The organism is Paludibacter sp. 221 (assembly GCF_010501035.1).
In the GTDB taxonomy this organism is placed as follows: Bacteria; Bacteroidota; Bacteroidia; order Bacteroidales; family Paludibacteraceae; genus QVMH01.
In genome coordinates, this window is the sequence record NZ_QVMH01000023.1 from 23,782 (window position 1) to 47,398 (window position 23,617).

A 23,617-nucleotide genomic window follows, 5' to 3' on the forward strand; every position below is an offset into this window, starting at 1 on the left:
AGATTTAAAAACGAAAACAAAACTTATCATCTACGTATAAAAATCTACTTAATCACATAAAATCATGGATAAATTCGAAGAATTGTTCAAAGTGTACAACTGCAACCTGAACGACGAAACTGTAAAAAAAGAAGTTGACGCCATCATCAGCAAGCACCTTGATGAGAACAATAATAAAGAAGTATATAAGCAATGCCTCAGCCTGATTGACCTTACGTCGCTAAACGGAAACGATACCGAAGCAGGCATCGTAGCTATGACGGAAAAAGTGAACGATTTCAGGAAACAGTTCTCCACCTTACCCAATGTAGCAGCTATATGTGTGTACCCTGCTATGGTTCCACACGTAAAAGAAAATCTGACCGAAGATGTACGCATAGCAGCAGTAGCTGGAGGATTTCCTGCATCACAAACTTTTATTGAAGTGAAAGTGGCCGAAGCAGCTATGACAGCATTGGAAGGTGCCGACGAAATAGACGCAGTTATCTCCGTCGGTAAATTTCTGGAAGGTAAATACGATGAAGTGTACGAAGAAATAAGCGAAATAAAAGCATCGTGCCGTGGAGCGCAACTAAAAGTAATACTTGAAACAGGCGACCTGAAAACCGCTGCAAATATAAAGAAGGCAGCGCTTATTGCCATGGCAGCGGGAGCCGATTTTATTAAAACCTCGACAGGAAAAACCACCGTATCGGCTACGCTCGAAGCCACTTACGTAATGTGCCAAGCCATAAAGGAGTGGAACGATAAAAACAATGCAAAGGTAGGCTACAAGGCTGCAGGAGGTATAGCCACTACCGACGATGCGGTGAAGTATTACACCCTCGTGAAAGAAATTCTAGGGAAAGAGTGGCTTAATAACTCGCTATTCCGGTTCGGTGCAAGCCGCTTGACAAACAGCTTGCTAAGCTCTATAGAAGGAAAAGAAATAAATTATTTCTAAAAAAATCAGAAGAGTTCTCCCGAAAATCCGTGTTATTCCGTATAGTCCGCGTATTCTGTGTGCTCCGAAAATGATTACCCGTAAAGCGGACTTTAAGCCGCTATACGGGACAGGATGAGGGTTTCTATGTGTTTTCCGTATGTATCCTCCTATGTGAGCTAAATAATATAAGTTAATTTGTGTCGAATACTTACAGCAAATAAATTGTTAACACGACAGCTAAAAAAACAAACAATTACGATGAGCAAAATGTTGTGCCTGTAGGTATAAATACTCTTAATCTTACAGTCCATTTGTCTTAATTGACCACTAAACGAAAAAGCGCCCCTTAATGAGTAAGAGGCGCTTTTCAGATATATTCTTGGCAGATAATCAGAAGCACATTCCAAGACCGAAATAATGCTTATACTTACCTACCCAATCCAGTTGTTCATAATTGAATGAAAAACGATATTGGAACGTATAGCGCACCGCTACAGGACCTATCTTGCATAGCACTCCCGCCTCCGGCGAAACGGCATGATGTATATTAAATTTCAGGTCATTAAATGTCAATCCTTTACTGTCATCACCTTCTTCCCATTCAGAAAACTTACCCACTGCGGTATACCCCGGTCCCAGAAATATCCAAACAGGCTTAACTATTTTTATAGTCCATCCAAACGACACATTCAGTTCCGGCCGACTTGTTTCTGTTACGTTAGAACGAATAGTCTCAAACAAATCTGTATTTGTATGTAAAGAAAAATATCCTCCTGCTCTTTTTTCCTTATAATTTCCGGTTGAAAATCCGATAGGCGCGTTTTCTTTATGGTTGCCTTTCACATTGAAATTATGTCCGTATTCATACACAAGAACGCGAGCACGTTCTCTCTTTTTTGTCATATAATTATCCATTGCGATAAGGCGGTTACTTGCCTCCAGCGATTTGTCGCAAGACATATTCAATATTTTTGTATATAATTCTTTAGCCTTCTCATAATCTTTTTCAAGATAATAATTCTCGGCAGTCACATAATAGTTTGAGCAGTTCTCCTGTTGTTTAATGCGCGAATCTACAAAGCGACCTGTTGCATATGTGTCCGACCTGTTATAATCAAGCACCCTCTGGTAAGCATTGGTCGACTCGGCATAACTTCCCATATTATAAAATATATCGCCAATACTCTTATAATGCGTCAGCGAATCTATCACAGCTATTCTTTGTTTTATATCAGAATCCTCCCTGTAGTCATAACACTCAGTGGCAAGGCGATATTTATCCTTTGCCTGAGCATACATCGCTCTCTGAAACAATTCTTCCGCCTCCTTGGTAAGCTGATAAAAACAGTCTAAAGTCTCAGCCGAAGGGTCACGAACCAGGAATTCCTTCAATTGCTTCGGACTCAATGTCACAGTTAGTTCTATTGCTCTATAGTTTTTCACATTAATAGTTATCAAACGACGGCTATTTCCGGCACCGGCTTTAAACTTAAAATGGTAACTTACAATAGATGCTATTGTGTCAATCTTCAGTGGTTCTAACGGTTTGTAGTTGAAAACAAAGGTAAGAGGAATATCCTCCTTAGCCGAGATAATAACTCCCGCTTCGTCGCCCGCACCTCCAAAAACACTATAATCAGTCGATTTATCTTCGATAATCAGTGTCCGTTGAGAAAAAACAAAGATGACATTAAAAAGCAAAACACAAAAAAGAAGTAACTTTTTCATCATATATTTTCATTATTTAATTTATACGGTTCAATGCAAAATCATAAATCTGAAACACCTCATCTCTTCTCAATTTTCGTCCGTCGTATATTTCAGGTTGCCATGTGCGCACATGTATTTCAGGCTGCCATTCATTTTTAAAATCTATCATCAGAAAAACATAACCCACATCATTATAGCCTGTAGAATACCATCTCTGTAGCAATGTAACACCATATACTTCTTCATAAGTTTCATGCTGAAGTACAATCACTTCTTCGAACTCTACATTCAGGTATTTTTTATTTTTAAATATAGATTTCAATCCATCCAGATACTCCTTCTTTGTCTTGTTTTGATAAACAATTTTTTCTTGCGGAAGCGATTTCAATACCTGATCGGAATTAGGTTTTTGTTTTATCACCTTTCCTGTTATTATCAGGGCATTATCACTAAATGCATTTTCGAGAAAGTTTATATCACGGCGATTGTATGCTGTTCTGAAATTTTCTACAAAATCAATCACCATCTGACGACGATTGAAATCAGCTACTTTAAGGTCATTACTCAAAATATCGCTGTACTGGTGGATTGGTATAAAAATATCATCAACCTTACCTTCGTTCGTAAGATTAATCACAATTTCCTGGTATTGCTGTCCTTCCGGAGCATTGTGCATGGTAACAGGGATATTACGTATCTGAAATCCGCTATCGTTGGGACGAAGAACGCATACACGCTCCAACGTAGACACTGAACAACTCATCGGGCTTGTTCTCCACAATGCACCTAATACTCTCCTGCCATCGGCTGTAATAGCCTCTTTCGATACGGATGGAGATTTTCCGTTTATCACAGCTTCGTTGCAACCATAAAGCATTTGCGAAACGCTATTTTCTATCGTCTGTTTCAGATTTCCATAATCTATTCCACTTGTTATTATTAATCTGCTATTTTCCAGCTGTGCCGTAGCTGTAAAAAAAACAGCCGACAAACTGAGTATGAGCAAAAGAAATAATCTGTAATTTTTTTTCATATTATTTAGTCGTTATGGGTTAAATAAACTTTTTATATTATGCTGAGGTATATTTGTATACAAGTTTGCTTTCACAATTCCATTTTTAGCAAAAATATCTCCCTTTGCCGTCTCAATCAGGAGCATATGAGCAAAGTTATAATCTTTGCTATGCAGTAATACCGTTATTTTCACCGCATCGGTTTGGCTTTTCTGCATGCCGCAATAAAAATTAAAATCATCCTTAAACAGACTGACAAATTCGTTCAGAGACAAAGTAAATTCAGGAAGAACACCTCCATACATCCGGTGAGTTATATGCAAACAAAGAGTAGAATAACATTGCTCCGACAAAAACATATTTATCAGCGATTCATGCGGATATTGTTCATTGTAAATATAGCGATACTGATTATCGTGACGTTGAAAATAGGTATCCGAGTTTATCTCGTTAATCATAAAAACAGTGCCTTTGTGTACATACACATCGCTACCCGGTTTTTTAGTAAGGTCAAGATTAGTGAACAAAGGCGGCTCAATCCTACCTTTCTTCTGCTCACATGCCTTACTGGCAAATAAAAGCCCTATCTCCCCGTCCGCCTCTTTCTTGTCGGTAGCAAATATAAGCTCCCTGACAGCAGGAATCGTTATTGCAAGCGACTGGTTAACACCATGTTTCCAACGGGCAACAAAACATGCTGAATCCTTATACAACGAAAAATCTGCCGTTTGAGATATTTCTTCAATTATCTGCTGTATTATAAGCGGGCTGCTCTCTGCTCTGAATCCTGCCTTATCGACTTTCACACCATATTCTTCAAGTTTCTCTGTTTGTTCTTCCGATGTCTTCATCAAAGTCAACTCCAAAAAGAGCCGCTCGATAAAATTACAGACAGGGCGGTTTAACTCTTTCGTAGAGTTATTAAACAACGAAATTCCTAAATGTATTATTTGCCCCCTATCGTTATGGTTTACAACGATTGGCTTTGACTTTGCAATCTGAGCACAAAAAAACACTGTATCGTTAGCCGGAATGTTTTTGCAAGACATTTCTCCACCCAAACGAGCCAACCGTTGCGAAGCATAAGCCGCTTGCTGGGCAGAAACAACAGAAAACACAGAAAGCGTCATGCTAAAACACAACAACCGCAAGATATTTATTTTCTGAAAACCACTACTTTTCATTCCTTGTATTTCAGGCTCGTCAGTCCCCAACTACATTGCATTATATTCAAGCATAAAACTGAACATTTTATTATTCCATATGGCAGGGTCAACATTTAATGATTTGATTGATTGTGATGTTACACCTGTTTTACTCATCGTGTCGCTCAACGCCGTAACCAAATCATTTGTTATTCCACCTAAACCTGTAAGGCTCAGCACTACCGAAGCAGACGAAAGCGCCAATCCGCCAACCCATTTCAGCGAATTTTTGGTTTTTTCTCTGGAATACCACTCAAATAATCCTGCCTCCTGCACTACTCTGAGATGGTTGCATAATGCCTCGTCGGTATGAAACGGATATTTTAAAGTTGCATAATTACATTCTTTACCTGACGAGATACGTCTTACATACTTATTATACTCTTTAAGCATGTCACTTACGGTTTCAAAAGGCAATTGATTAATCGTAGCGCCTCCTGATATAATATGCATATCCTCGCCAATAAAGACAACAGGATAATTTTCCGGTATTTTATAAAAACGACATGTTTTTATAGTATCACTACTTTCTATCGTTTTAGTATCCCCACTTTTATTTTCTACCGTTTCAATACATTTTGCACGGATCATATTATCCGAAACCGGCTCAATAATAAACTCATTCAATGTATTACAGTTTTTTTTATCCTTTTTCAAATGATCCTGCAGATGCAAAGCCCCCGACTCTATACCTCTATACAATTCCATGATTGCCTTATTAGCATTAGTGGCAGTAGTATAAAGAAATTGCGGATTAGTTACCTTATCCAGATAATTTTTCTCAAAGAAGTTTAATTCCGAATCAGAAAGCATATAAATATCCCCATTTGTAAAACGAATAGAGACTTTGTTCTCATCATTCATTACAGGAAATTCGAATCTGCTATACAGTTCTTCCGAATAACGGCGGCAGCCACGGTGCATTTCAATACCCGGCTCCTCGTCGTAACGTATATTAAATGCCCACAAGGGAGATTTATTACCCTTGAACGAATAATCGGCAATCCAAGTACCTTCATGTTTCCGAAGAAATTTCTCATGCTCTCTATCCCGTTTTGAACAACGCCCAATCCGCTCATTAACATACTCCAGCCTGTCTTTCGCTCGCAGATAATCTTCACTGTCCTCGCCTATTTTATCCAAATATGACTGTAGATAACTTTGCGACAAACGCAAAGTCTCCACATTTGTAGAATGAGAGTATATCTTGCCCAATGTTTTTAGGATATCATCTTTTGTTGCGCCAAACTCCAGTGCACGGGTAAATAACTCCGCCGATTTTTTTCGTTCACCCTTTTTATACAAATCCAATGCTGCTTCATAATACATCCCTGCTATACTTTCGAGTTTAGCTACATCCGAAGTGCTATTTGTTCCATCAGCATACATAATTACCAATACTTTAGATAAAGGTATCGACACCTCATCATCCCCCGTTGCAACAACGAACTGACGCTTTTGCTTTTCTATAATTTTACCCTTTATTTCTACAATGCTTTCCTGAGTTGTTTTGCGCCATTTATTCGGAATTGCAAAATTTCTGACAACAACGGTTACTTCATCAGACAGGTTTTCTTTTTGCAACTCCAACTCTTCTGTCAAAACAGCGATAGCTTCTTCTATCATCGGGTCTTCCTCCAGTATAAGCGCCGGAAATTCTTCTTCAATTTCAACCAAGATCACACTATCCTCATCTTCTTCCATAGCACGTAAAGCTTCCTCTTCCATCTGCTGAATCAAAGCTATCTCTTTCTCAAGCTCGTCCACTACAGCCCGTATGCTATCAGTCGAATAATCGTAAGGAACTAAGAGCAGGTATTTTTTATACGACTCCAAAGCCAAACTAACATCCTGATATTCACTATCTACCGAGTATAATACACCTAATGCCAAATGAGGCTGTGGCAAATTGGGTACAGCATCAGCTATTTTGTTATAAGTAACAATTGCATCGCCTATACGCTCCTCGTGTTGAGCTGTTTGAGCCTCGTGAAAAAGTTTAAAAAGCTGTCCCCGGGTAATCTGTGCAAAAGTAGTGCACACAAGAAAAGAAAATATAACAAAGAGAATAGTTTTTTTCATACTGCATCCTTTTTATTAACAAAAACACATCAACCCTACAATAACTTAAGAAATGCAAACATAAAGAAAAAAAAATGAATTTTTAAAGAATTAAAGAAAGAATATAGGATGATTGAAAAAAAAATTAACATAAAATCAATCACATAAGGAGTAAAGGTCGCCGCGGGGATTGATTAACAGAACAGGAACAAGGGATTTTTTTACTAAGTGTTGCTCTTTCGGGCCAAAGAGGATGTCGTCCAGCCCGTAATCGCGCGAGGCAGAAAGCAGCACAATATCGTAATTCTGTTTTTCAGCTTCTGAAACACTCTCTTTCTCTATTTTGAAGCTATCGGACTTTGCTACCTCAAGCGTATAGTTCAGTTTGAATTTATCAAACAACTGCATCATTTTGTCGGCGGTAGTTCTTGCCTTTGAGCCATAATCGTTTGCAAGCAGGAGGGTAATTTGCGATTGGCAGAAACGCCCGAACGCAGAGGCAAACTGGGCTTTTTCATATTCCTCTTCCAGAAATGTAACGGGAACCAACACTTTTTTCAAGTCGAGCGGCGAAAAAGACTCTTTATACAGCAAATAAGGAATGCGTAGTCCACGGCAGGCGGTAAGGTATTTCTGAATAAATTGAGAACGGTTATCAGCCAGTTGCAGAAAAAGGAAAGAGGCTTCTATCTCTTCGCAAACTTGGGATAATTCGCTTAATTTATTCTCCCTGACAAAAATCTTTGTATCGGGCAAGTTTTCACTCTCAAGAAATAAACGCAGTTCATCCATCAAAATCGGAATACGGTTTCCATCTTCAACAAACAGCAACACCCCGAACTCTTTTTTCAAAGATACGGACAATGCGAACGCACTTTGCAGCATGCTCTTTGCCGTTCCGGTATGTTGAATGAAAGTAAGAATCATAAAGCCTGTAAATATTTATTCTTTTTAAACACGGAGATACGGATTTAATTATTAGTTATTAATGTTTAATTATTAGTTTTTTAAACACGGGGACACTAAGACACGGGGACATTAATTATTAATGGTTAATTATTAGTTATTATTTAGAGATAAGGAGTAAGAGGCAAGTAAGTAACTTTATACTTTTTCCTTTCACCTTTTTCCTCATTCTTATTTCTTTTGTCTTGATTCTTGGCTCTTGATTCTTGGCTCTTGGTTCTTTAATCTATTTAAGTCCGCAGATTTCAGTCTCCTTATTCCTGAAAATAAACCCTTTTCACCCGTCGGGAAACGCCGGTAAGCACTTCGTAAGGTATAGTTTTCATCCACGAAGCCACTTCCGATACTGTGATGTTATCTCCGAAAATCTCCACATTATCACCTTCTTGCGCATCAATTCCGCTTATATCCACCATGCTCAAATCCATACAGATGTTACCTATCAGTTTGGCACGCTTACCGTTGATGAACACCTCACCTACGCCGTTTCCCAACCTGCGGTCGAACCCATCGGCATACCCGATTGGGAGTATGGCAATACGGCTATCTTTTTTCACCACTCCCTTGCGGCTGTATCCTACCGTTTCGCCCGCTTTTATTTCTTTTATCTGGAGAATAATGGTTTTAAGCGAGCAAACCTGTTTCAAACCACTACCGGGCAATGCGCTCACCCCATAATGCCCTATGCCGAGGCGCACCATATCAAACTGATACTCAGAAAAACGCTCGATGCCCGACGAGTTAAGTATATGCCGCATAATGTATTGTGGAAATGCGTTGGAAATACGGTCGGCACACGAGATGAAAACCTCGGCTTGCCGGCGGGTAAAATCGTCGAAACGAGCCTCGTCGGCCCCTGCCAAGTGCGAAAACACCGAGCGCACTTTTAATTGGGTTTGACTTTTCAGCCTTTCGATAAGCGTGTCAATATCTTCCGGCGCGAAACCCAAACGGTGCATTCCGCTGTCTATCTTTATATGCACGGGATAATCGGTGATACCCGCTTTTTCGGCATACGCAATGAAAGACTCAAGCAAGCGGAAACTGTATATCTCAGGCTCGAGCTTATTATCGAAAATAAGCCCGAAGCTGCCTTGTTCGGGATTCATCACCACTATCGGAATCCTGATTCCCTCGCGCCGCAGTTCTACCCCTTCGTCGGCTACGGCCACAGCCAGATAGTCGCAATGATGATGTTGTAGCGTACGTGCTACCTCTACCGAGCCACTGCCGTATGCAAATGCTTTCACCATGCTCATTATCTTTGTTTCGGGGCGGAGCTTTGAGCGGAAGTAGTTCAGGTTATCCACCAACGCGTTCAGGTTTACTTCCAACACCGTTTCGTGAGCTATCAGCTCCAACCGTGCGGAAATATCTTCGAAATGAAATACCCGTGAGCCTTTGAGCAAAATCAATTCATTTTGGAACTGACCGAATAACGATGATTTCAGAAATTCCTCCGTACTTAAATAAAAGCGGGTGTCAAGCCCCTCGAATTTGTCGGCATATTTTGTAATCTCGCTGCCTATACCCACAAGGCGGCTGATATTCTTACTTTTTACCAAATCGGCTACCCGTCGGTAGAGTTCGGCAGAAGTAAGCCCGCTCTGCATAATATCCGAGAGGATAAGCGTACGCGAAAGATTCTTTACCGTAGCCTGCTGGGTCATAAAATCGAGCGCAATGCTCAGCGAGTTGATGTCAGAGTTGTAACTATCGTTTATTATGAGGCATCCCCTGATACCCTCTTTCACTTCCATGCGCATAGCCACAGTTTCGAGGCGCGACACACGCCAAGCTATCTCCTCTGTGCCGATACCCATATAGAGCATGAGTACAATGCAGTGCATGGCATTTTCGAGCGAAGCATCGTCGGTAAACGGGATAGTAGCCTTAAACTCCGACTGCTTGTATCGAAGGGATATTTGCGTGTTATCATTCGTTTTGTCAACGCTCAACACATGTACCACAGCATCCTTATCGCTACCCCACGAAAACAAACCCGCCTGGATACCCGCCTGGACTATAGCAATATCCAGCAGCTTATTGTCCTTATTGTATATCAGAGTTTCAGAGTTAGCAAAGAGCTTCAGTTTTTCCTGTGCTTTCTGCTTCAGACTGACAAAGTTCTCCTGATGGGCGTCTCCAAGATTGGTAAAAATGCCAATGGTAGGATTCAGTATTTTTTGTAACCGCTCCATCTCGCCCGTTTCGGAAATTCCGGCTTCAAAAATTCCCAGTTCCGTACCTTCATTAAGCCCCCATACCGAAAGCGGAACGCCTATCTGCGAGTTGTAACTACGTGGCGAGCGTGTAATGTTATAATCGCCGTGCAACAGTTGGTACAGCCATTCTTTTACAATAGTTTTGCCGTTGCTGCCCGTTATGCCCACTACCGGAATGTGAAAAAACGCACGATGTACAGCCGCCAGGTGCTGCAACGCCTCCATAACGTCCTCTACCTGTAAAAACACCGCATCAGCAAGGGCGTTGAACTCCGGCAAAATCTTACTTACCACAAAGTAGCGTAAATTCTGATTGTAAAGCTCCACGATATAACGATGCCCGTCGTTACGCTTCGTCTCGATAGCGAAAAACAAACTCCCCGCCGGAAACGAAAGCGAACGGCTGTCGGTCAGCAGCCAGTTAATCACAACATCGGGCACATCGTCCGTTTTTGCCCCAATCAGAGTACATATAGTATTTAGTTTCATAAATTCCGCAGCATTTTTTCTATGGTAACAAAGGTAAGTATATGACAAAATTTAAATCATACCCAATACCTTGCTGAAAATCAATATTTTTTAGCCAACTGAAATCGTCTACTTCCTTTTGCCTTGATGCAAAAGGAACAAAAACTAATTTCATTGAAGCGTCTATAACAGATTGGAGAAACATTCGATATATTTTGCCATGTACAAAGGTAACAAAGGTACAAAAATACTTATAATTCTATTACCTACTTTTAGTTCGATTATTGTATTTTATTTCCATAAAAATCAATTTTTATCAACCAAATACCGTATTTTTGCGTTCTACTATGTGCCGTTTTGCAAACGGAGTATGTGCAAAATAAAAACTACTGAGTTATGAAAATATCCTTTCTTCTTAAGTTGGCTTTGATAATCACTTTAATCCATCACATACAGGTGCTCTCTGCACAAGAAGCAAATCCGATGACAAGAACAGTACTCTACCTGATGGGGCCATACGAGGAGATATACATGGATGAGTATTTTGCCGAAAGCACGTTGAAAGGCAATAAATATGCGCTCATTACGCGCAATACAATTTTTGACGAACGCTACTTCATCTTCAACGGGGATACTATCGCCACCACAAATACCAATTTTAAAAATGCCGATACGCAAACCTTTGATTTTGCTTACCTCGAACCTACCGAGAAAAAAGGATACTCCTTTGCATATTACGTAAAAGGAGATGACGACGAGTCGTATGCGTTTATCAACCTGCGGGGAACGGAAGAAGGGCCTTTTGAAGATATAGGCAAAAACTTTTCGGAAGAAAAATACTCCTACAAGCTGGCCGGACGATGGTACGAGAAAAACGGGGAACGGATATATGGGCCTTTTAAGGGAGGAGTGCCCGAAAAATACACTTCGACAGGCATGTATGCCTTCAATTTTTACGAAAACAAAGAATGGTATGCCAATATAAACGGACAGGTAGAAGGCCCGTACGAATACTGTTATATGCCGTCGCTTACCGAAAGCGGAAACTATGCCTATACGTACAAGGAAAACAGAAAATGGCACGTAAATGTAAACGGGCATACAAGGGGAGGATATGAAGATTGCTACCCGCAAACCCTGACCGGAAGCGGAAAATTTGCATATTGCTATAAGGAAAACGGCAAATGGTATGTCAATATCAATTCGACAATAATGGGGCCGTACGAAGATTGCTACACACCTACACTCACCGAAAGCGGAAATTATGCCTACTGCTACAAAGAGGACAACGGATGGTACGCAAGCATAAACGAGCTTATCATAGGCCCGTACGAAGATTGCTACATATCAGCCCTTACAAGCAACGGCAACTATGCATACAGCTACAAGGAAAACGGCCAATGGCACGTAACAATAAACGGAATAATAATGGGCCCGTACGAAGACTGTTACTCGCTGGCACTTACCCGAAAAGGAGACTACGCCTACAACTATAAGGAGAACGGAAAGTATTATGCCAACGTCAACGGGCAAATAATGGGGTCGTACGAGCATTGCTCCTCGCCTATACTGAACGAAAACGGCAGCTATATGTACAGTTATGAGGAAAACGAACGTTTTTACATCAACGTTAACGGACAGGCAGCAGGGCCTTATTACCGTATATTCTCGCTCAAACTCGACAATAATGACGATTATGAGGCGATATACCGCAAAAAGCAAAACGACAGCTATACTTACCGGAACAAAAACGGAACAGAAACGGTTTTAGGAAAGTTCGGCTATGGTTATTTTAACAGCTATAAAGATTACGAACTGGAATTTTACAGCCCCGACAGGCAGCACTCGTTTTTCTCGAACTACAAATATAAATATGTAGTGATAGACGGTAAAAGAATAGGATTTTCACCTGCCCTGCGCGCATGGTACGACGAAGCGAAAAACGCCTTTGTCTGGAACTCAATAGAAGATAAAGAAATAGTGATGTACGAGTACTCCCTAAGCACTTTTGTCGCACCGGATTTGTAATCCGGTGATGTAATAATAGCGGATTTTAAAATCCGCAGATGATACAAACCGATTCAGTAACTAAACAGGCTTTCAAAAAATTCACGAATGACAAAGCACATCTGCTTATTGCTGCTGATGCTGTTTACAAACACCGCTTTTGCATCGCATCCATACGCACGTCAGTACCAGTATGAATGTGACAAGGCGTTAAAATTTTACACGGAAAACAAAAACCTTTTCAGAAAAGCCGCCGAAAAAACCAACCTCAGTCCGGCATTTCTTTTTGCCATTGTAGCACCCGAAATCACACAATACCACCACCTGAGCGACAAGATAGAAACCTATTCCTTAAAAGTTTTCTATGTACAAAGAGGCAAGGAATATTCCGACTTTTCTATCGGCTGCTTCCAGATGAAGCCTTCTTTTGTTGAGCAACTTGAAAACGATTTGTTACTGCACGATGATTTACTCCCTTTATATGAAAATTGCTTATTTAAAGACGCAGATTCACGCGAAGCCCGTGTGGAACGTATAGAAAGGCTATCGTCGGCCGAGTGGCAAACGGAATATCTTGCTCTGTTTTGCCACCTGCTTTCAAAACGCTTCGCCGGAAAGACTTTTCGCACAGAAAAAGAAAAACTGCAATTTTATGCCACCGCCTACAACTCAGGACTTCAACGAACGGAAGAAGAAATAGAAAACATATCGAAAAAATCGCTATTTCCCCGTTTCTCCCCCACAAAGCACAGCTATGCCGGCATAGCCTATTGGTTTTACAGCCAAACCATGTAGGAGACGAAAAATCGCATTTTAACTCCCCCCGAATTACAAATTCGCAAGGGCTACCTTACAATTCGTAATATAATAATAAGGTAATAAGGTGGGGTTACTTCTACTTATGTAATTACTAAGAGGTTGTTTAAATTTTACTCGCAAGATAAATTTTGGTAATTTTTTAGGGAAATTTTGACTTCATTTTACGATTTTAGCGGGCTAAATGAGTAAAATGGAAGGTGAAATTTCACAAAAAAGGACATAATTTATTGCGAAAAAGATATATTCTAAACTGTAATAATTTCTTTGTGGAAAATTTAAACAACCTCTAAGGTTTCCCAGTAAAATAATTGATAAAAACCTTATTTTCAACCAATAACCTTAGTAACTGATACAATCTACCAATAATAACCTTATTACCTTATTTGGGGCAGTAATAATTTGGTAGTTGGTACTGTAAGGATTTGTAATCAGTCGTGGTCGAAAGATTTTTGTTTTCAGAACAATCTTGCTTTAAGGGCTGTAAGCCCGATTTATTTCAGCCCAATGGCGAAGCCTTGGGTTGGATTGTAACAGATGATTTGACGGGCTGAAAGCCCAAGTTGAAATTTAACCTGCGCTTTACATAAATGTCTCACATTCGACAGATTTTAAACATGTTTGAATCTGTTCTCATTTAATCGACATTTTCAGCGCGTAGAGTGGTTGTTTGTTTTAACCCAAGGCGACGCTTCGCTCTGCCATTGGGCTGCGCTCGAACTTGTTCGCTTAGCTTGCCAAGAAATAACCTGCCACTTCGTGGCGAAAATAATCTTCCGACCACGACTTATTTGCAATCCGATAAAAAACAACGGTGAGACGAAATTAACATCCGGTTTTCCCTCGCACGCGAGTAACTAAGAGTCTGGGGGTTAATCTACGACATTTACATCCAAAAAAACACCTTAGCAACTGATTTTTAAAGCAGAAAATATAAAAAAAAGAGAAAGAACTGATTGAATAAACATTTTTTTGTATCTTCGTGCCCTCAAAGATTTTATTCAAACAAAATAACATTAAAAATTATACTTTTTATATTATCAACAAATGGCAACATTAGAAAAGATTAGAAGTAAAGGGGCTTTACTTGTATTGATAATTGGTCTGGCATTGTTCGCCTTCATCATTGGCGACTTTTTAAATTCGGGTGTTACTTATTTCAACAGTTCGCGCGAAATAGTAGCTGAAATAGCAGGTGATGATATTTCAATCCACGAATTTCAGAATGCTATAGACCAGATGACCGAGGTTTATAAAATTGAAACAGGACAGAACGATTTAAACGAAGAAATGGTTTCGCAAATCCGTAATTCTGTGTGGGAAAGCCTCGTAGCTGAAAAACTAATGAAAACCGAAGCTAAAAAAATAGGCTTGACCGTAAGCAAAGAAGAGCTTTCAGACCGCTTAATCGGGAACAACATACACCCTATTATCCTTCAGCGTCAGGCTTTTTACGACGAAAGCGGACGTTTCAACCGTGCTTTGTTGGTAAATTTCCTTAACTCGCTGGACGAAGAGCCAATTAACAACGAAATGTACATGCAGATACAACAGGCTAAAAGCTACTGGTTGTATTGGGAAAACGCAGTGAAAGTAAGCATATTACAAGAAAAATACAATAACCTGCTGGCACAGACAATCACCTCGAACGGCATCGACGCAAAAGCAAACTTCGACGCACGCCAAAAAATGGCAGACTTCTCTTACATTGCCCAGCCATATTATATGGTTCCCGATTCGGTAGTGTCGGTAAGCAACAACGAAATAAAAGACCGTTACAACAAAGACAAAGAACTGTACAAACAAGAAGCATCACGCTCTATCAACTATGTAACATTCGACGTAAAACCGATGGAAGATGATTACATACAGGTACAAGAGTGGATGGATAAGCTAAGCATCGAGTTTGAAGAAACAAACGATGTGGTAGGCTTGGTAAATTCAAATTCGGACGTAATGTACGATGGCCGCAACTATTCGGAAAGCACAGTTCCCGCTTTATTGAAAGATTTTGCTTTCAAAGGAAAAGCAGGCGATTATTTCGGTCCTGTATTCCAAAACGATACGCATACTATGGCACGCATTATGCAAACCGGCATTATGACGCCGGACTCGGTAAAATTGCGCCATATATACCTGTATCCTACCGAAGAAAAACTGGCCGACAGCCTTGTGAACATTTTGAACACAAACCGGAGAGCCGACTTCCCGGCTATGGCACGTGAATACTCTAAAGTACAGGAAACTGCTGCCAACGGCGGAGAAATAGGCTGGTTGACCGAAAACGTAAGAGGCGTAGACAAAGAGTTCATGTCGGCATTCGACCGCAAAGTAAACGAAGTATTCACTATCAAAAACGCGCAAGGAATACAAATAGTACAAGTGATGGAGAAAACCGCTCCACGCAAAAAAGTAAAACTTGCTATCCTCGAGCGTAAAGTTACAGCAAGCAGCCGTACGCAAGCACGTATATTCAACGATGCAAAACAATTTTCAAACGCATCGAAAAGCATAGATGAGTTTCAGGCTCAAGCCGACGAAAGAGGCTTGACTGTTCGCCCTGCAAACAACCTTGACAAAAACGCTGAGCGTGTAGGCATCCTGCCGCAATCGCGCCAGATAGTGCGTTGGGCTTTCGAAGCTAACCTGAACAACGTGTCAGACGTATTTGATACAGGCAACCAGTTTATAGTAGCCATAGTTACCGAAGTGAACAAAAAAGGATATACCCCGGTAGAAAAAGTATCGGCAGATATAAAGAGCGAAATAGTGAAAGAGAAAAAAGCTGATTACATGATTAAGAATATCAGCGAGAAAATGGCTGCCAACAAATCGCTCACCAGCCTTGCACAACAACTTGATGTTGACGTAAAAGAAGCAGAAAATGTAAGCTTCGCATCATATCAGTTTGGCGCAGCAGGATTTGAGCCATACGTTATCGGAAAATCGCTTACTGTGAATCTGAACGAGGTTTCGGCACCTATCAAAGGCAACTCAGGCGTATATGTGGTAATGCCTACTAAAATTACAGAGGGCACAGAAGAATTCGACGCAACATCGGAAATCGAACAGCTCAACAGCCGTTACATGTACTCATTGTCGTACATGATTTACGAAAACATGCGTAAAAACGCTGAGATAGTAGACAACCGTGCTACTTTCTATTAATTCCGAAGAAAAACTAAAGAAATATAAACACTACGAAAACGGGATGAAATGATTCATTCCGTTTTCTTTTTGTCCCTGATATTGTGTAACTTTGCACGTTAGTAAGGTGAAAGTATAAAGGTGAAAGGTAAAAGGTAAAAGTATAAAGTAATTTACTTCACTTACCCCGCTATGTCGCTGCTGAAAGCAAAGCTCCGGCTTTGCAAATGCAAAAAGCCTACTACCCTGCCTCTCGTTTGCAAACGAGGGATAGAAAAAACATAACTACTAACTATTAGCTATTAACTACTAACTATATCTGCCGAAAAATGAAAAAATCCCTGATTGGCTTAAACCCTACGGAACTTAAAGAAATAGTTTCAGAACTGGGGATGCCTGCTTTCACAGCCAAGCAAATAGCCGACTGGCTGTATAAAAAGCGTGTGTTCTCAATCGACGAAATGACGAACATTTCTGCCAAAAACAGGGAGTTGCTAAACGAGTCGTATCAGGTAGGCAGAAGCCTGCCCGAATACAGCCGGACCTCGACCGATGGTACAAAGAAATACCTTTTCGGCACCGGAAGCGGGCAGTATATCGAATCGGTATTTATTCCCGACAAAGAAAGGTTTACACTATGCGTGTCGTCGCAAGCCGGTTGTAAAATGGGTTGCGAGTTTTGCATGACAGGCAGACAGGGTTTCAACGGACAGCTAACCGCCACCGAGATACTAAACCAGATAATGTCGGTACCCGAAGCCGACAAACTCACCAATCTGGTATTCATGGGAATGGGCGAGCCTTTCGACAACACGAACGAGCTGCTACGCGCGCTTGATGTACTAACAGCAGACTATGGTTACGCATGGAGCCCGAAACGGATAACGGTTTCTACCATCGGAATTATTCCCGGTATGAAGCGTTTTCTTGAAGAATCCACCTGCCACCTTGCAGTGAGCATGCACACACCTTTCGCTCACGAAAGATTGGAAATAATGCCGATAGAAAAAGCCTATCCCCTACAGGAGGTGCTATCGCTGATAAAAGAATACGATTTCAGTCACCAGCGGCGGGTATCGTTCGAGTACATTATGTTCGACGGATACAACGACAGTATGCAGCATGCAATGGAAACGGTAAAATTGCTGAGGGGGATTGACTGCCGCGTAAACCTCATACGATTCCATGCTATTCCGGATGTCAGTCTGAAAACCTCCGACGAGAAAAAGATGATTGATTTTCGTGACTATCTCACAAAAAACAGAATTACATGTACCATTCGCCGTTCGCGCGGCGAAGATATTTCGGCCGCCTGCGGAATGTTGTCGGCGAAGAAAACAACCCCCTAAATCCCCCCAAGGGGGACTTAAAAATAGTAGTTACAAATATAAAATATCTGTAGGGGCGAAAAATTTTTCGCCCAATAGAAAAAAGAAAACAAAAGAATAATCTGTAAAGTGGCTTTCTATGTATGAACTAACTAAACCTATGTAGCACAAAATAAAAGCTAATTAAAACGGGATTACAGCCCAGTCCTTTCGGATTTGCAATCCGAAAGCTATTATTTGCGGATTTAAAATCCGCTATTAAGAAATCACCGGATTATAAATCCGGTGAAACAAATAGATTTAAAAAAAACAGGCAAAAATAGCTGGAAGCATAAACAATTGCTGGAAAAACACATTATATATAAATTATTCGGATTAAATACACCCCTACATTTTGATGAAAAGTTGATAAGATGAAACGTTTCTTTTTCTGCATATCAGTCATTTTAATTACCTGTCAGTTTGCTTCGTCCCAAAACGGATTGAAGCAACAGATTAGCGACACATTGAGCACAATAGCAAACACTGAAATCTGGGTAGGCAATGTAGAAGTGAGGAACGTGAATATCAACAAAAGAAAAAAGATTATCACCGTTACCACTAACGAAACTTTAGGCTATCTGCCTTTCCGTCAAGAAACGGTAAACCAAATATACAATGCCGTAAAAGCCGTTCTACCAGCGGAATACAACCGCTATAAGGTGTATTGCAGGGTGGGACAGAATAACATAGAAGACCTGATTCCCAACTACTTCCGCCAGCGCAATATCGACACGAAAAGGCAATACAGGCATAAAGGTAATGAGACGCAAGCTCTTGTTACGAATACATCGAAACCAATAAAGATAACCAAAGGTTTGCAAGACCGGCACATAGCGCTCTGGCAGAGCCACGGACTGTATTATGAGCAATCGCTCGCACGGTGGGAATGGCAGCGCGCACGCCTGTTCCAAACGGTAGAGGACTTGTACACACAAGCCTATGTACTCCCATTTTTAGTACCGATGCTCGAAAATGCCGGAGCTAACGTCCTGCTACCGCGCGAACGCGACACACAAACTAACGAAGTGATTGTAGACAATGATATGCAAAATGTTGCTTCGCTCTATAATGAATATAACCGGGCAGCAGCATGGGAAACGGGAATTGAAAGCGGATTTGCCCATGAGAACGATTATTACCTGTTTGGAGAAAACCCTTTTGCCTCAGGCACATACCGCGAATGCCTTACAAGTAATAAAAAAGAAGAACTGAGCAGTGCAGAGTGGATTCCCGACATACCCGAAACGGGCAAATATGCTGTATATGTATCGTACAAAACAGTGAAAAACAGCACCGATAAGGCCGAATACACTGTGTACCACAAAGGCGGCACAACCAATTTTGAAGTAAACCAAACAATGTATGGAGGCACATGGCTTTATTTGGGACACTTTGACTTTGAAAAAGGCATGTCGGCACAAGGAAAAGTAACCCTAAACAATTACGGCACAGGAAAAAACACGGTTGTAACGGCCGATGCGGTAAAGTTTGGCGGTGGCATGGGCAATATAGCCCGCTACCCGATGGTGGCCGATACCATTGCCATTTGGGCTGACACCACGTTGATAGTGGCCGATACGCTTGGGCTTGTATCGAACATGAGCTATACAGCCGCCGACATAGCAACACAGCCCGATTTACATTCGTATTTTAATTTCGATTCTGCCTATTTTATTCCCGACTCGGTTTACCTGCCCGAAAAAAGGCGGTCTTTTGCCCAAAACGCAGTGATGATAGCCGGAAAGATACGTAAAGATTCCATCCATTACATACCATCTCCGTATTATCTGCCCGAAATAAGCGGCTATCCCCGCTTTACCGAAGGGGCACGTTACTGGCTTCAGTGGGCAGGGGTGCCCGACAGTATATACAGCCGCTCGAAAGGCCTGAACGACTATACCGACGATTTTCAGTCGCGAGGCTTTTGGGTCAACTACATATCGGGAGGCTCTCCCGTTTCCCGATACGAAAACGGGCTGAACGTTCCTCTCGACCTTGCTTTAGGGTTCCATTCCGACGCCGGGGTTACTCCAAACGATTCCATTATCGGCACGCTGGCTATATGCACCACACGCAATACCGACAAAAAGTATTTTTACAAAAACGGTGTTTCGCGCATGGCGGCACGCGATATGGCAGATATTGTACAAAACCAGATAGTGTCGGATATACGGCTACTGCATGAGCCGGAATGGGTGTGCCGTGGGCTTTGGGACAAATCGTACAGCGAATCGCGCGTACCCGAAGTACCTACTATGCTGATAGAGTTGTTATCGCACCAGAATTTTGCCGATATGCGCTATGGGCTCGACCCGCAATTCCGCTTTACCGTATGCCGTGCGGTGTACAAGGGGATACTTAAATACTTCGAATCTGTTTACAACAGAGAATACGTGGTGCAACCGCTTCCGATAGAGCAATTCAACATACGGTTTGTAAGCGAAAACGAAGTGGAACTCCATTGGCTTCCGGTGGACGACCCGCTCGAACCCACCGCAAAGGCTAAACAATATGCGGTGTATATGCAGGTAGACAGTACCGGATTCGATAACGGTTTCCTGTTGAACAAAAACCGTTGCAGGTTTGTAGTTGAGCCCGACCATATTTATAGTTTCAGAATAACTGCCGTGAACGAAGGGGGCGAAAGTTTCCCTTCGGAAACCCTGTCGGTATGCCGCACATCGCAAAACAAAGGAGAAGTATTGATTGTAAACGCTTTCGACAGAATTAGCGCACCGGTCAGCTTTATGCAAGACACTACCCTTGCCGGATTCATCAACCGCGAAGATGCCGGAGTGCCTTATATGGCAGACATATCGTTCGTAGGCGAGCAACACGAGTTTCGTAGAGCCGTGCCTTGGATGGACGACGATGCTCCGGGATTCGGCGCAAGCTACGGCACATACGAGACAATGGTAATTGCCGGAAACACATTTGACTACCCTAAACTACACGGCAAAGCAATAAAAGAGGCAGGCTACTCGTTTATATCATGTAGCCGCAAATCGGTGGAAAGCGGACTGGTAAATCTTAACAACTATCGTACAGTAGACCTGATTTTCGGGAAACAAAAAGAAATCTTCACCGGAAACGGCAAGAATGACCCTAAGTTTAAAACTTTTACGTTAGATTTGCAAAGCAAGGTAGAGGATTTTTGCAACAGCGGTGGTAATATACTGATAAGCGGTTCGCAATGGGCATCAGATATGTATCATGGCAATGACACTACCGGCAACGACCGCGCGTTTGTGGAAAATGTATTGAAATCGAGGCTGCGTACGCAAAAAGCCAGCCAAAGCGGAAGAGTGAAAGTAGTTCAATCGCCTATGATGACATTTGAAAAAAGCGAGTTCAGCTACTATAACAGCCCTAACAGCCTATCGTACTACGTGGAAGCGACAGACGCAATAGAGCCGTTTGACAAGGGGGGGAACACCGTATGCCGCTATGCAGAAAATAACCTGAGCGCAGGCGTGGTTTACAACAATGGGGACAACAAAATATGTACGTTGGGATTCCCATTCGAGACTATTAAAGAAGAAACGGAACGCAACAAGCTGATGAAATCAATACTGTCGTTTTTCGATTCTGTAGGTAAACAGTAGCTTTCGAAAGATATTTAAGCGGATTAAAAAATCCTTATAATAAGATATAGCGGGATTGCAAATCCCGCTAAACAGACACAAAAATATTGCAAATAAAAGCTATTGTTATGCCGGATTTGCAATCCGGCTTGAAGATATTATCAGGATTTATAATCCTGATAAAAACACAACTCGTAACTAAACACATATCACCATGAAGACAAAAAAATCAACAAAAAAAACATTTAAATCTTTATTCGTAAGTACAGGATTACTGTTGCTATTGGCAGTGGGGGTTTTCTCGTGCAAGAATAGTACAAGGGTTCTTCCCTCGGCTACGGGAGCACGGTTTGAACTACTCGTAGTAATGGACAACAACCAATGGAAAGAGCCTGTAGGACGTGCGGTATTCGACCTGTTCGACCAGGATACACCCGGACTGCCGCAGTCGGAGCCTATGATGAAAATAAATCAGGTACGCCCCGAAGATTTTTCGGACATACTGAAACCATCGAGAAACATCCTGTACACCGAAATATCCGAGAGATATACACAGCCCAAAATAGTATATTCAAAAGACTATTACGCATATCCTCAGTGTTTTGTACGGGTAGTAGCTCCAAACGAAGAGGAATTTATACAAATTATAGAAAAACATGGCGAGGAGATACTGAACTACTTCATTGCATCGGAGCGCGAGCGTACCATAATGTTCAACAAAAAAGACCTGAATAAAAAAGCGGTGAAAGAGGTAGAAGATTTATTCGGCATCCAAGTGGATATTCCGGTAGATTTGAAATTATCTACGATAAAAGATAACTTCTACTGGATAACCAACAATAGTGGTTATACACGGCAAGATTTGATTATTTACACCTACCCATATACCGACCCCAATACGTTTACCTACGAGTTTCTGACAGCTAAACGCGACTCGGTAATGAAGCATAATATACCGGGCGAAGTAGAAGGCTCATACGTAGGAACTGAGTACAAGTATGCACGTCCCGTAATGCGGGCAATAACTGTAAACGGCGAATATGCAGCCGAGATAAGGGGACTGTGGAAGGTACTGAACGGAGGGTCGATGGGGGGCCCATACTATAGCATTACCCGCCTTGACGAAATCAACCAGCGTGTAGTTACCATCGAAGGCTTTGTGTTTGCCCCTGCTACAAACAAACGGAATGCAATACGTGCTCTGGAAGCTGTAGCTCATTCGATGAAACTACCGCAAGACATTAACGTGATTGGCGAAGTATCTGTAACCGCCCCGAAAGCAACCGGAGAAGAAAAATAAAATCGCACTATAAGAGGTAATCCATCCAATAACATTACAAGTGTATTGGATGGATTGCTTTTTTTACGACCTAATATAATTTTACAAGTTTCACTTTACCCGCACCAAAAAGCTCCCCGTCGCGCATATTGTAATACAAAAACTTAACATCAGTCGTATTTTCGAGAAAGAATATACGCGATGCAGTAAGCCAAGTAACTTCACCACCAACTGCCCTGTTTTCTGTTAATAAGATATTGGTATTTGTAGCAGCATAACGCAAACAAAACGAAGTATATTTTTCTGTAGCAGTTTCATCAGCCCACTTGATAGCATATTCTATATCGCAGATATAAGCACCCGGCTCCAAAGCCAGAGTTCCCACAGTTACAACTTCATTTGCAACAAACGATACCTTTGGAATAGTTAGTGTATTCACCACTTTAGGAACTGCCGTGTGTGACCACGAACTCCCATCCCAAGTAGTAACACCCTCGGCCAAAGCAGGGTTGGTATTATACACCTGCAAACCCTTGTGCAGAGCCTTTGCTCCGGGAGCAGCTTCTTCAGCGGCAGTTAAGCAAGGCTGCAAAGAAGTAAGGCTAACAAGAAAAACTTTAGGTAGGTTAAAACCCTTGCTGGATGTTCCATCAGCATTCTCCTTCAAATCGAGCAAAGCACCCGCATTGGGAGCTGCATCGCTACCGATAGTTACTTGTGCAGTTGCACTAAAAATGAAAAACGAAAATTGAAAAGCGCAGGCTAAAATAAATGCCTGCCGTAGTGATTGTTTTCTGTTCATGATTACTTAATTGTTAGTTATTAATGTTTAATTATTATT

The 23,617-nt window shown here is 41.5% G+C and carries 14 protein-coding genes; 7 read left to right on the plus strand and 7 right to left on the minus strand.

The window, feature by feature from the left end:
* Nucleotides 1–64: 64 nt before the first annotated feature.
* Nucleotides 65–943 (plus strand): deoxyribose-phosphate aldolase, encoded by an 879-nt coding sequence (gene deoC, locus D0T49_RS06745; protein WP_163629835.1) that lies wholly within the window; start codon nucleotides 65–67, stop codon nucleotides 941–943.
* A 372-nt stretch (nucleotides 944–1,315) separates the two neighbouring features.
* On the opposite strand, the gene D0T49_RS06750 is transcribed toward deoC, so the two are convergent.
* The 6 genes from D0T49_RS06750 to D0T49_RS06775 form a co-directional block, all read right to left on the minus strand.
* A complete protein-coding gene (locus D0T49_RS06750; RefSeq protein WP_163629836.1) occupies nucleotides 1,316–2,656 on the minus strand; it encodes a hypothetical protein in 1,341 nt (446 codons plus the stop codon).
* Between the two features lie 13 nt (nucleotides 2,657–2,669).
* On the minus strand, nucleotides 2,670–3,668 hold the full coding sequence (locus D0T49_RS06755; protein ID WP_163629837.1) for a hypothetical protein: 999 nt from the start codon (nucleotides 3,666–3,668) through the stop codon (nucleotides 2,670–2,672).
* Between the two features lie 12 nt (nucleotides 3,669–3,680).
* A complete protein-coding gene (locus D0T49_RS06760) occupies nucleotides 3,681–4,862 on the minus strand; it encodes a hypothetical protein (protein ID WP_163629838.1) in 1,182 nt (393 codons plus the stop codon).
* Nucleotides 4,863–6,935: a hypothetical protein gene (locus tag D0T49_RS06765; RefSeq protein ID WP_163629839.1), complete on the minus strand. Its 2,073-nt coding sequence runs from the start codon at nucleotides 6,933–6,935 to the stop codon at nucleotides 4,863–4,865. It lies immediately after the preceding gene.
* A 135-nt stretch (nucleotides 6,936–7,070) separates the two neighbouring features.
* A complete protein-coding gene (locus tag D0T49_RS06770) occupies nucleotides 7,071–7,841 on the minus strand; it encodes a universal stress protein (protein ID WP_163629840.1) in 771 nt (256 codons plus the stop codon).
* A 293-nt stretch (nucleotides 7,842–8,134) separates the two neighbouring features.
* Entirely contained in the window at nucleotides 8,135–10,594 is a 2,460-nt protein-coding gene (locus D0T49_RS06775) for a bifunctional UDP-N-acetylmuramoyl-tripeptide:D-alanyl-D-alanine ligase/alanine racemase (protein WP_163629841.1), read from the minus strand.
* 375 nt (nucleotides 10,595–10,969) lie between these two features.
* On the opposite strand from D0T49_RS06775, the gene D0T49_RS06780 reads away from it, so the two are divergent.
* The 6 genes from D0T49_RS06780 (at nucleotide 10,970) to D0T49_RS06805 (ending at nucleotide 22,797) form a co-directional block, all read left to right on the plus strand.
* Nucleotides 10,970–12,601, plus strand: coding sequence for a hypothetical protein (locus tag D0T49_RS06780; protein ID WP_163629842.1), 1,632 nt, complete (start codon nucleotides 10,970–10,972; stop codon nucleotides 12,599–12,601).
* An 87-nt stretch (nucleotides 12,602–12,688) separates the two neighbouring features.
* Nucleotides 12,689–13,375, plus strand: a complete 687-nt coding sequence (locus tag D0T49_RS06785) for a hypothetical protein (RefSeq protein WP_163629843.1) — start codon at nucleotides 12,689–12,691, stop codon at nucleotides 13,373–13,375.
* A 1,068-nt stretch (nucleotides 13,376–14,443) separates the two neighbouring features.
* Nucleotides 14,444–16,564, plus strand: coding sequence for a peptidylprolyl isomerase (locus D0T49_RS06790; RefSeq protein ID WP_163629844.1), 2,121 nt, complete (start codon nucleotides 14,444–14,446; stop codon nucleotides 16,562–16,564).
* A 308-nt stretch (nucleotides 16,565–16,872) separates the two neighbouring features.
* Nucleotides 16,873–17,892 (plus strand): 23S rRNA (adenine(2503)-C(2))-methyltransferase RlmN, encoded by a 1,020-nt coding sequence (gene rlmN, locus D0T49_RS06795; protein ID WP_163629845.1) that lies wholly within the window; start codon nucleotides 16,873–16,875, stop codon nucleotides 17,890–17,892.
* A gap of 392 nt (nucleotides 17,893–18,284) precedes the next feature.
* Nucleotides 18,285–21,518, plus strand: a complete 3,234-nt coding sequence (locus tag D0T49_RS06800; RefSeq protein ID WP_163629846.1) for a xanthan lyase — start codon at nucleotides 18,285–18,287, stop codon at nucleotides 21,516–21,518.
* Nucleotides 21,519–21,711: 193 nt separating this feature from the next.
* Complete coding sequence (locus D0T49_RS06805; protein ID WP_163629847.1) at nucleotides 21,712–22,797, plus strand: DUF4837 family protein; 1,086 nt, start codon at nucleotides 21,712–21,714, stop codon at nucleotides 22,795–22,797.
* A 70-nt stretch (nucleotides 22,798–22,867) separates the two neighbouring features.
* Here D0T49_RS06805 and D0T49_RS06810 read toward each other — a convergent pair whose 3' ends face one another.
* The gene (locus tag D0T49_RS06810; protein WP_163629848.1) at nucleotides 22,868–23,578 is read right to left on the minus strand and encodes a hypothetical protein; all 711 of its coding nucleotides are present in this window, start codon (nucleotides 23,576–23,578) and stop codon (nucleotides 22,868–22,870) included.
* Nucleotides 23,579–23,617 lie beyond the last annotated feature (39 nt).

Coding starts and splice junctions, on each gene's coding strand:
- D0T49_RS06780 (WP_163629842.1), top strand. CDS start 10,970: ATGAAAATATCCTTTCTTCTTAAGTTGGCTTTGATAATCACTTTAATC.
- D0T49_RS06775 (WP_163629841.1), bottom strand. CDS start 10,594: ATGAAACTAAATACTATATGTACTCTGATTGGGGCAAAAACGGACGAT.
- D0T49_RS06790 (WP_163629844.1), top strand. CDS start 14,444: ATGGCAACATTAGAAAAGATTAGAAGTAAAGGGGCTTTACTTGTATTG.
- D0T49_RS06755 (WP_163629837.1), bottom strand. CDS start 3,668: ATGAAAAAAAATTACAGATTATTTCTTTTGCTCATACTCAGTTTGTCG.
- rlmN (WP_163629845.1), top strand. CDS start 16,873: ATGAAAAAATCCCTGATTGGCTTAAACCCTACGGAACTTAAAGAAATA.
- D0T49_RS06750 (WP_163629836.1), bottom strand. CDS start 2,656: ATGATGAAAAAGTTACTTCTTTTTTGTGTTTTGCTTTTTAATGTCATC.
- D0T49_RS06785 (WP_163629843.1), top strand. CDS start 12,689: ATGACAAAGCACATCTGCTTATTGCTGCTGATGCTGTTTACAAACACC.
- D0T49_RS06805 (WP_163629847.1), top strand. CDS start 21,712: ATGAAGACAAAAAAATCAACAAAAAAAACATTTAAATCTTTATTCGTA.
- D0T49_RS06765 (WP_163629839.1), bottom strand. CDS start 6,935: ATGAAAAAAACTATTCTCTTTGTTATATTTTCTTTTCTTGTGTGCACT.
- deoC (WP_163629835.1), top strand. CDS start 65: ATGGATAAATTCGAAGAATTGTTCAAAGTGTACAACTGCAACCTGAAC.
- D0T49_RS06800 (WP_163629846.1), top strand. CDS start 18,285: ATGAAACGTTTCTTTTTCTGCATATCAGTCATTTTAATTACCTGTCAG.
- D0T49_RS06770 (WP_163629840.1), bottom strand. CDS start 7,841: ATGATTCTTACTTTCATTCAACATACCGGAACGGCAAAGAGCATGCTG.
- D0T49_RS06810 (WP_163629848.1), bottom strand. CDS start 23,578: ATGAACAGAAAACAATCACTACGGCAGGCATTTATTTTAGCCTGCGCT.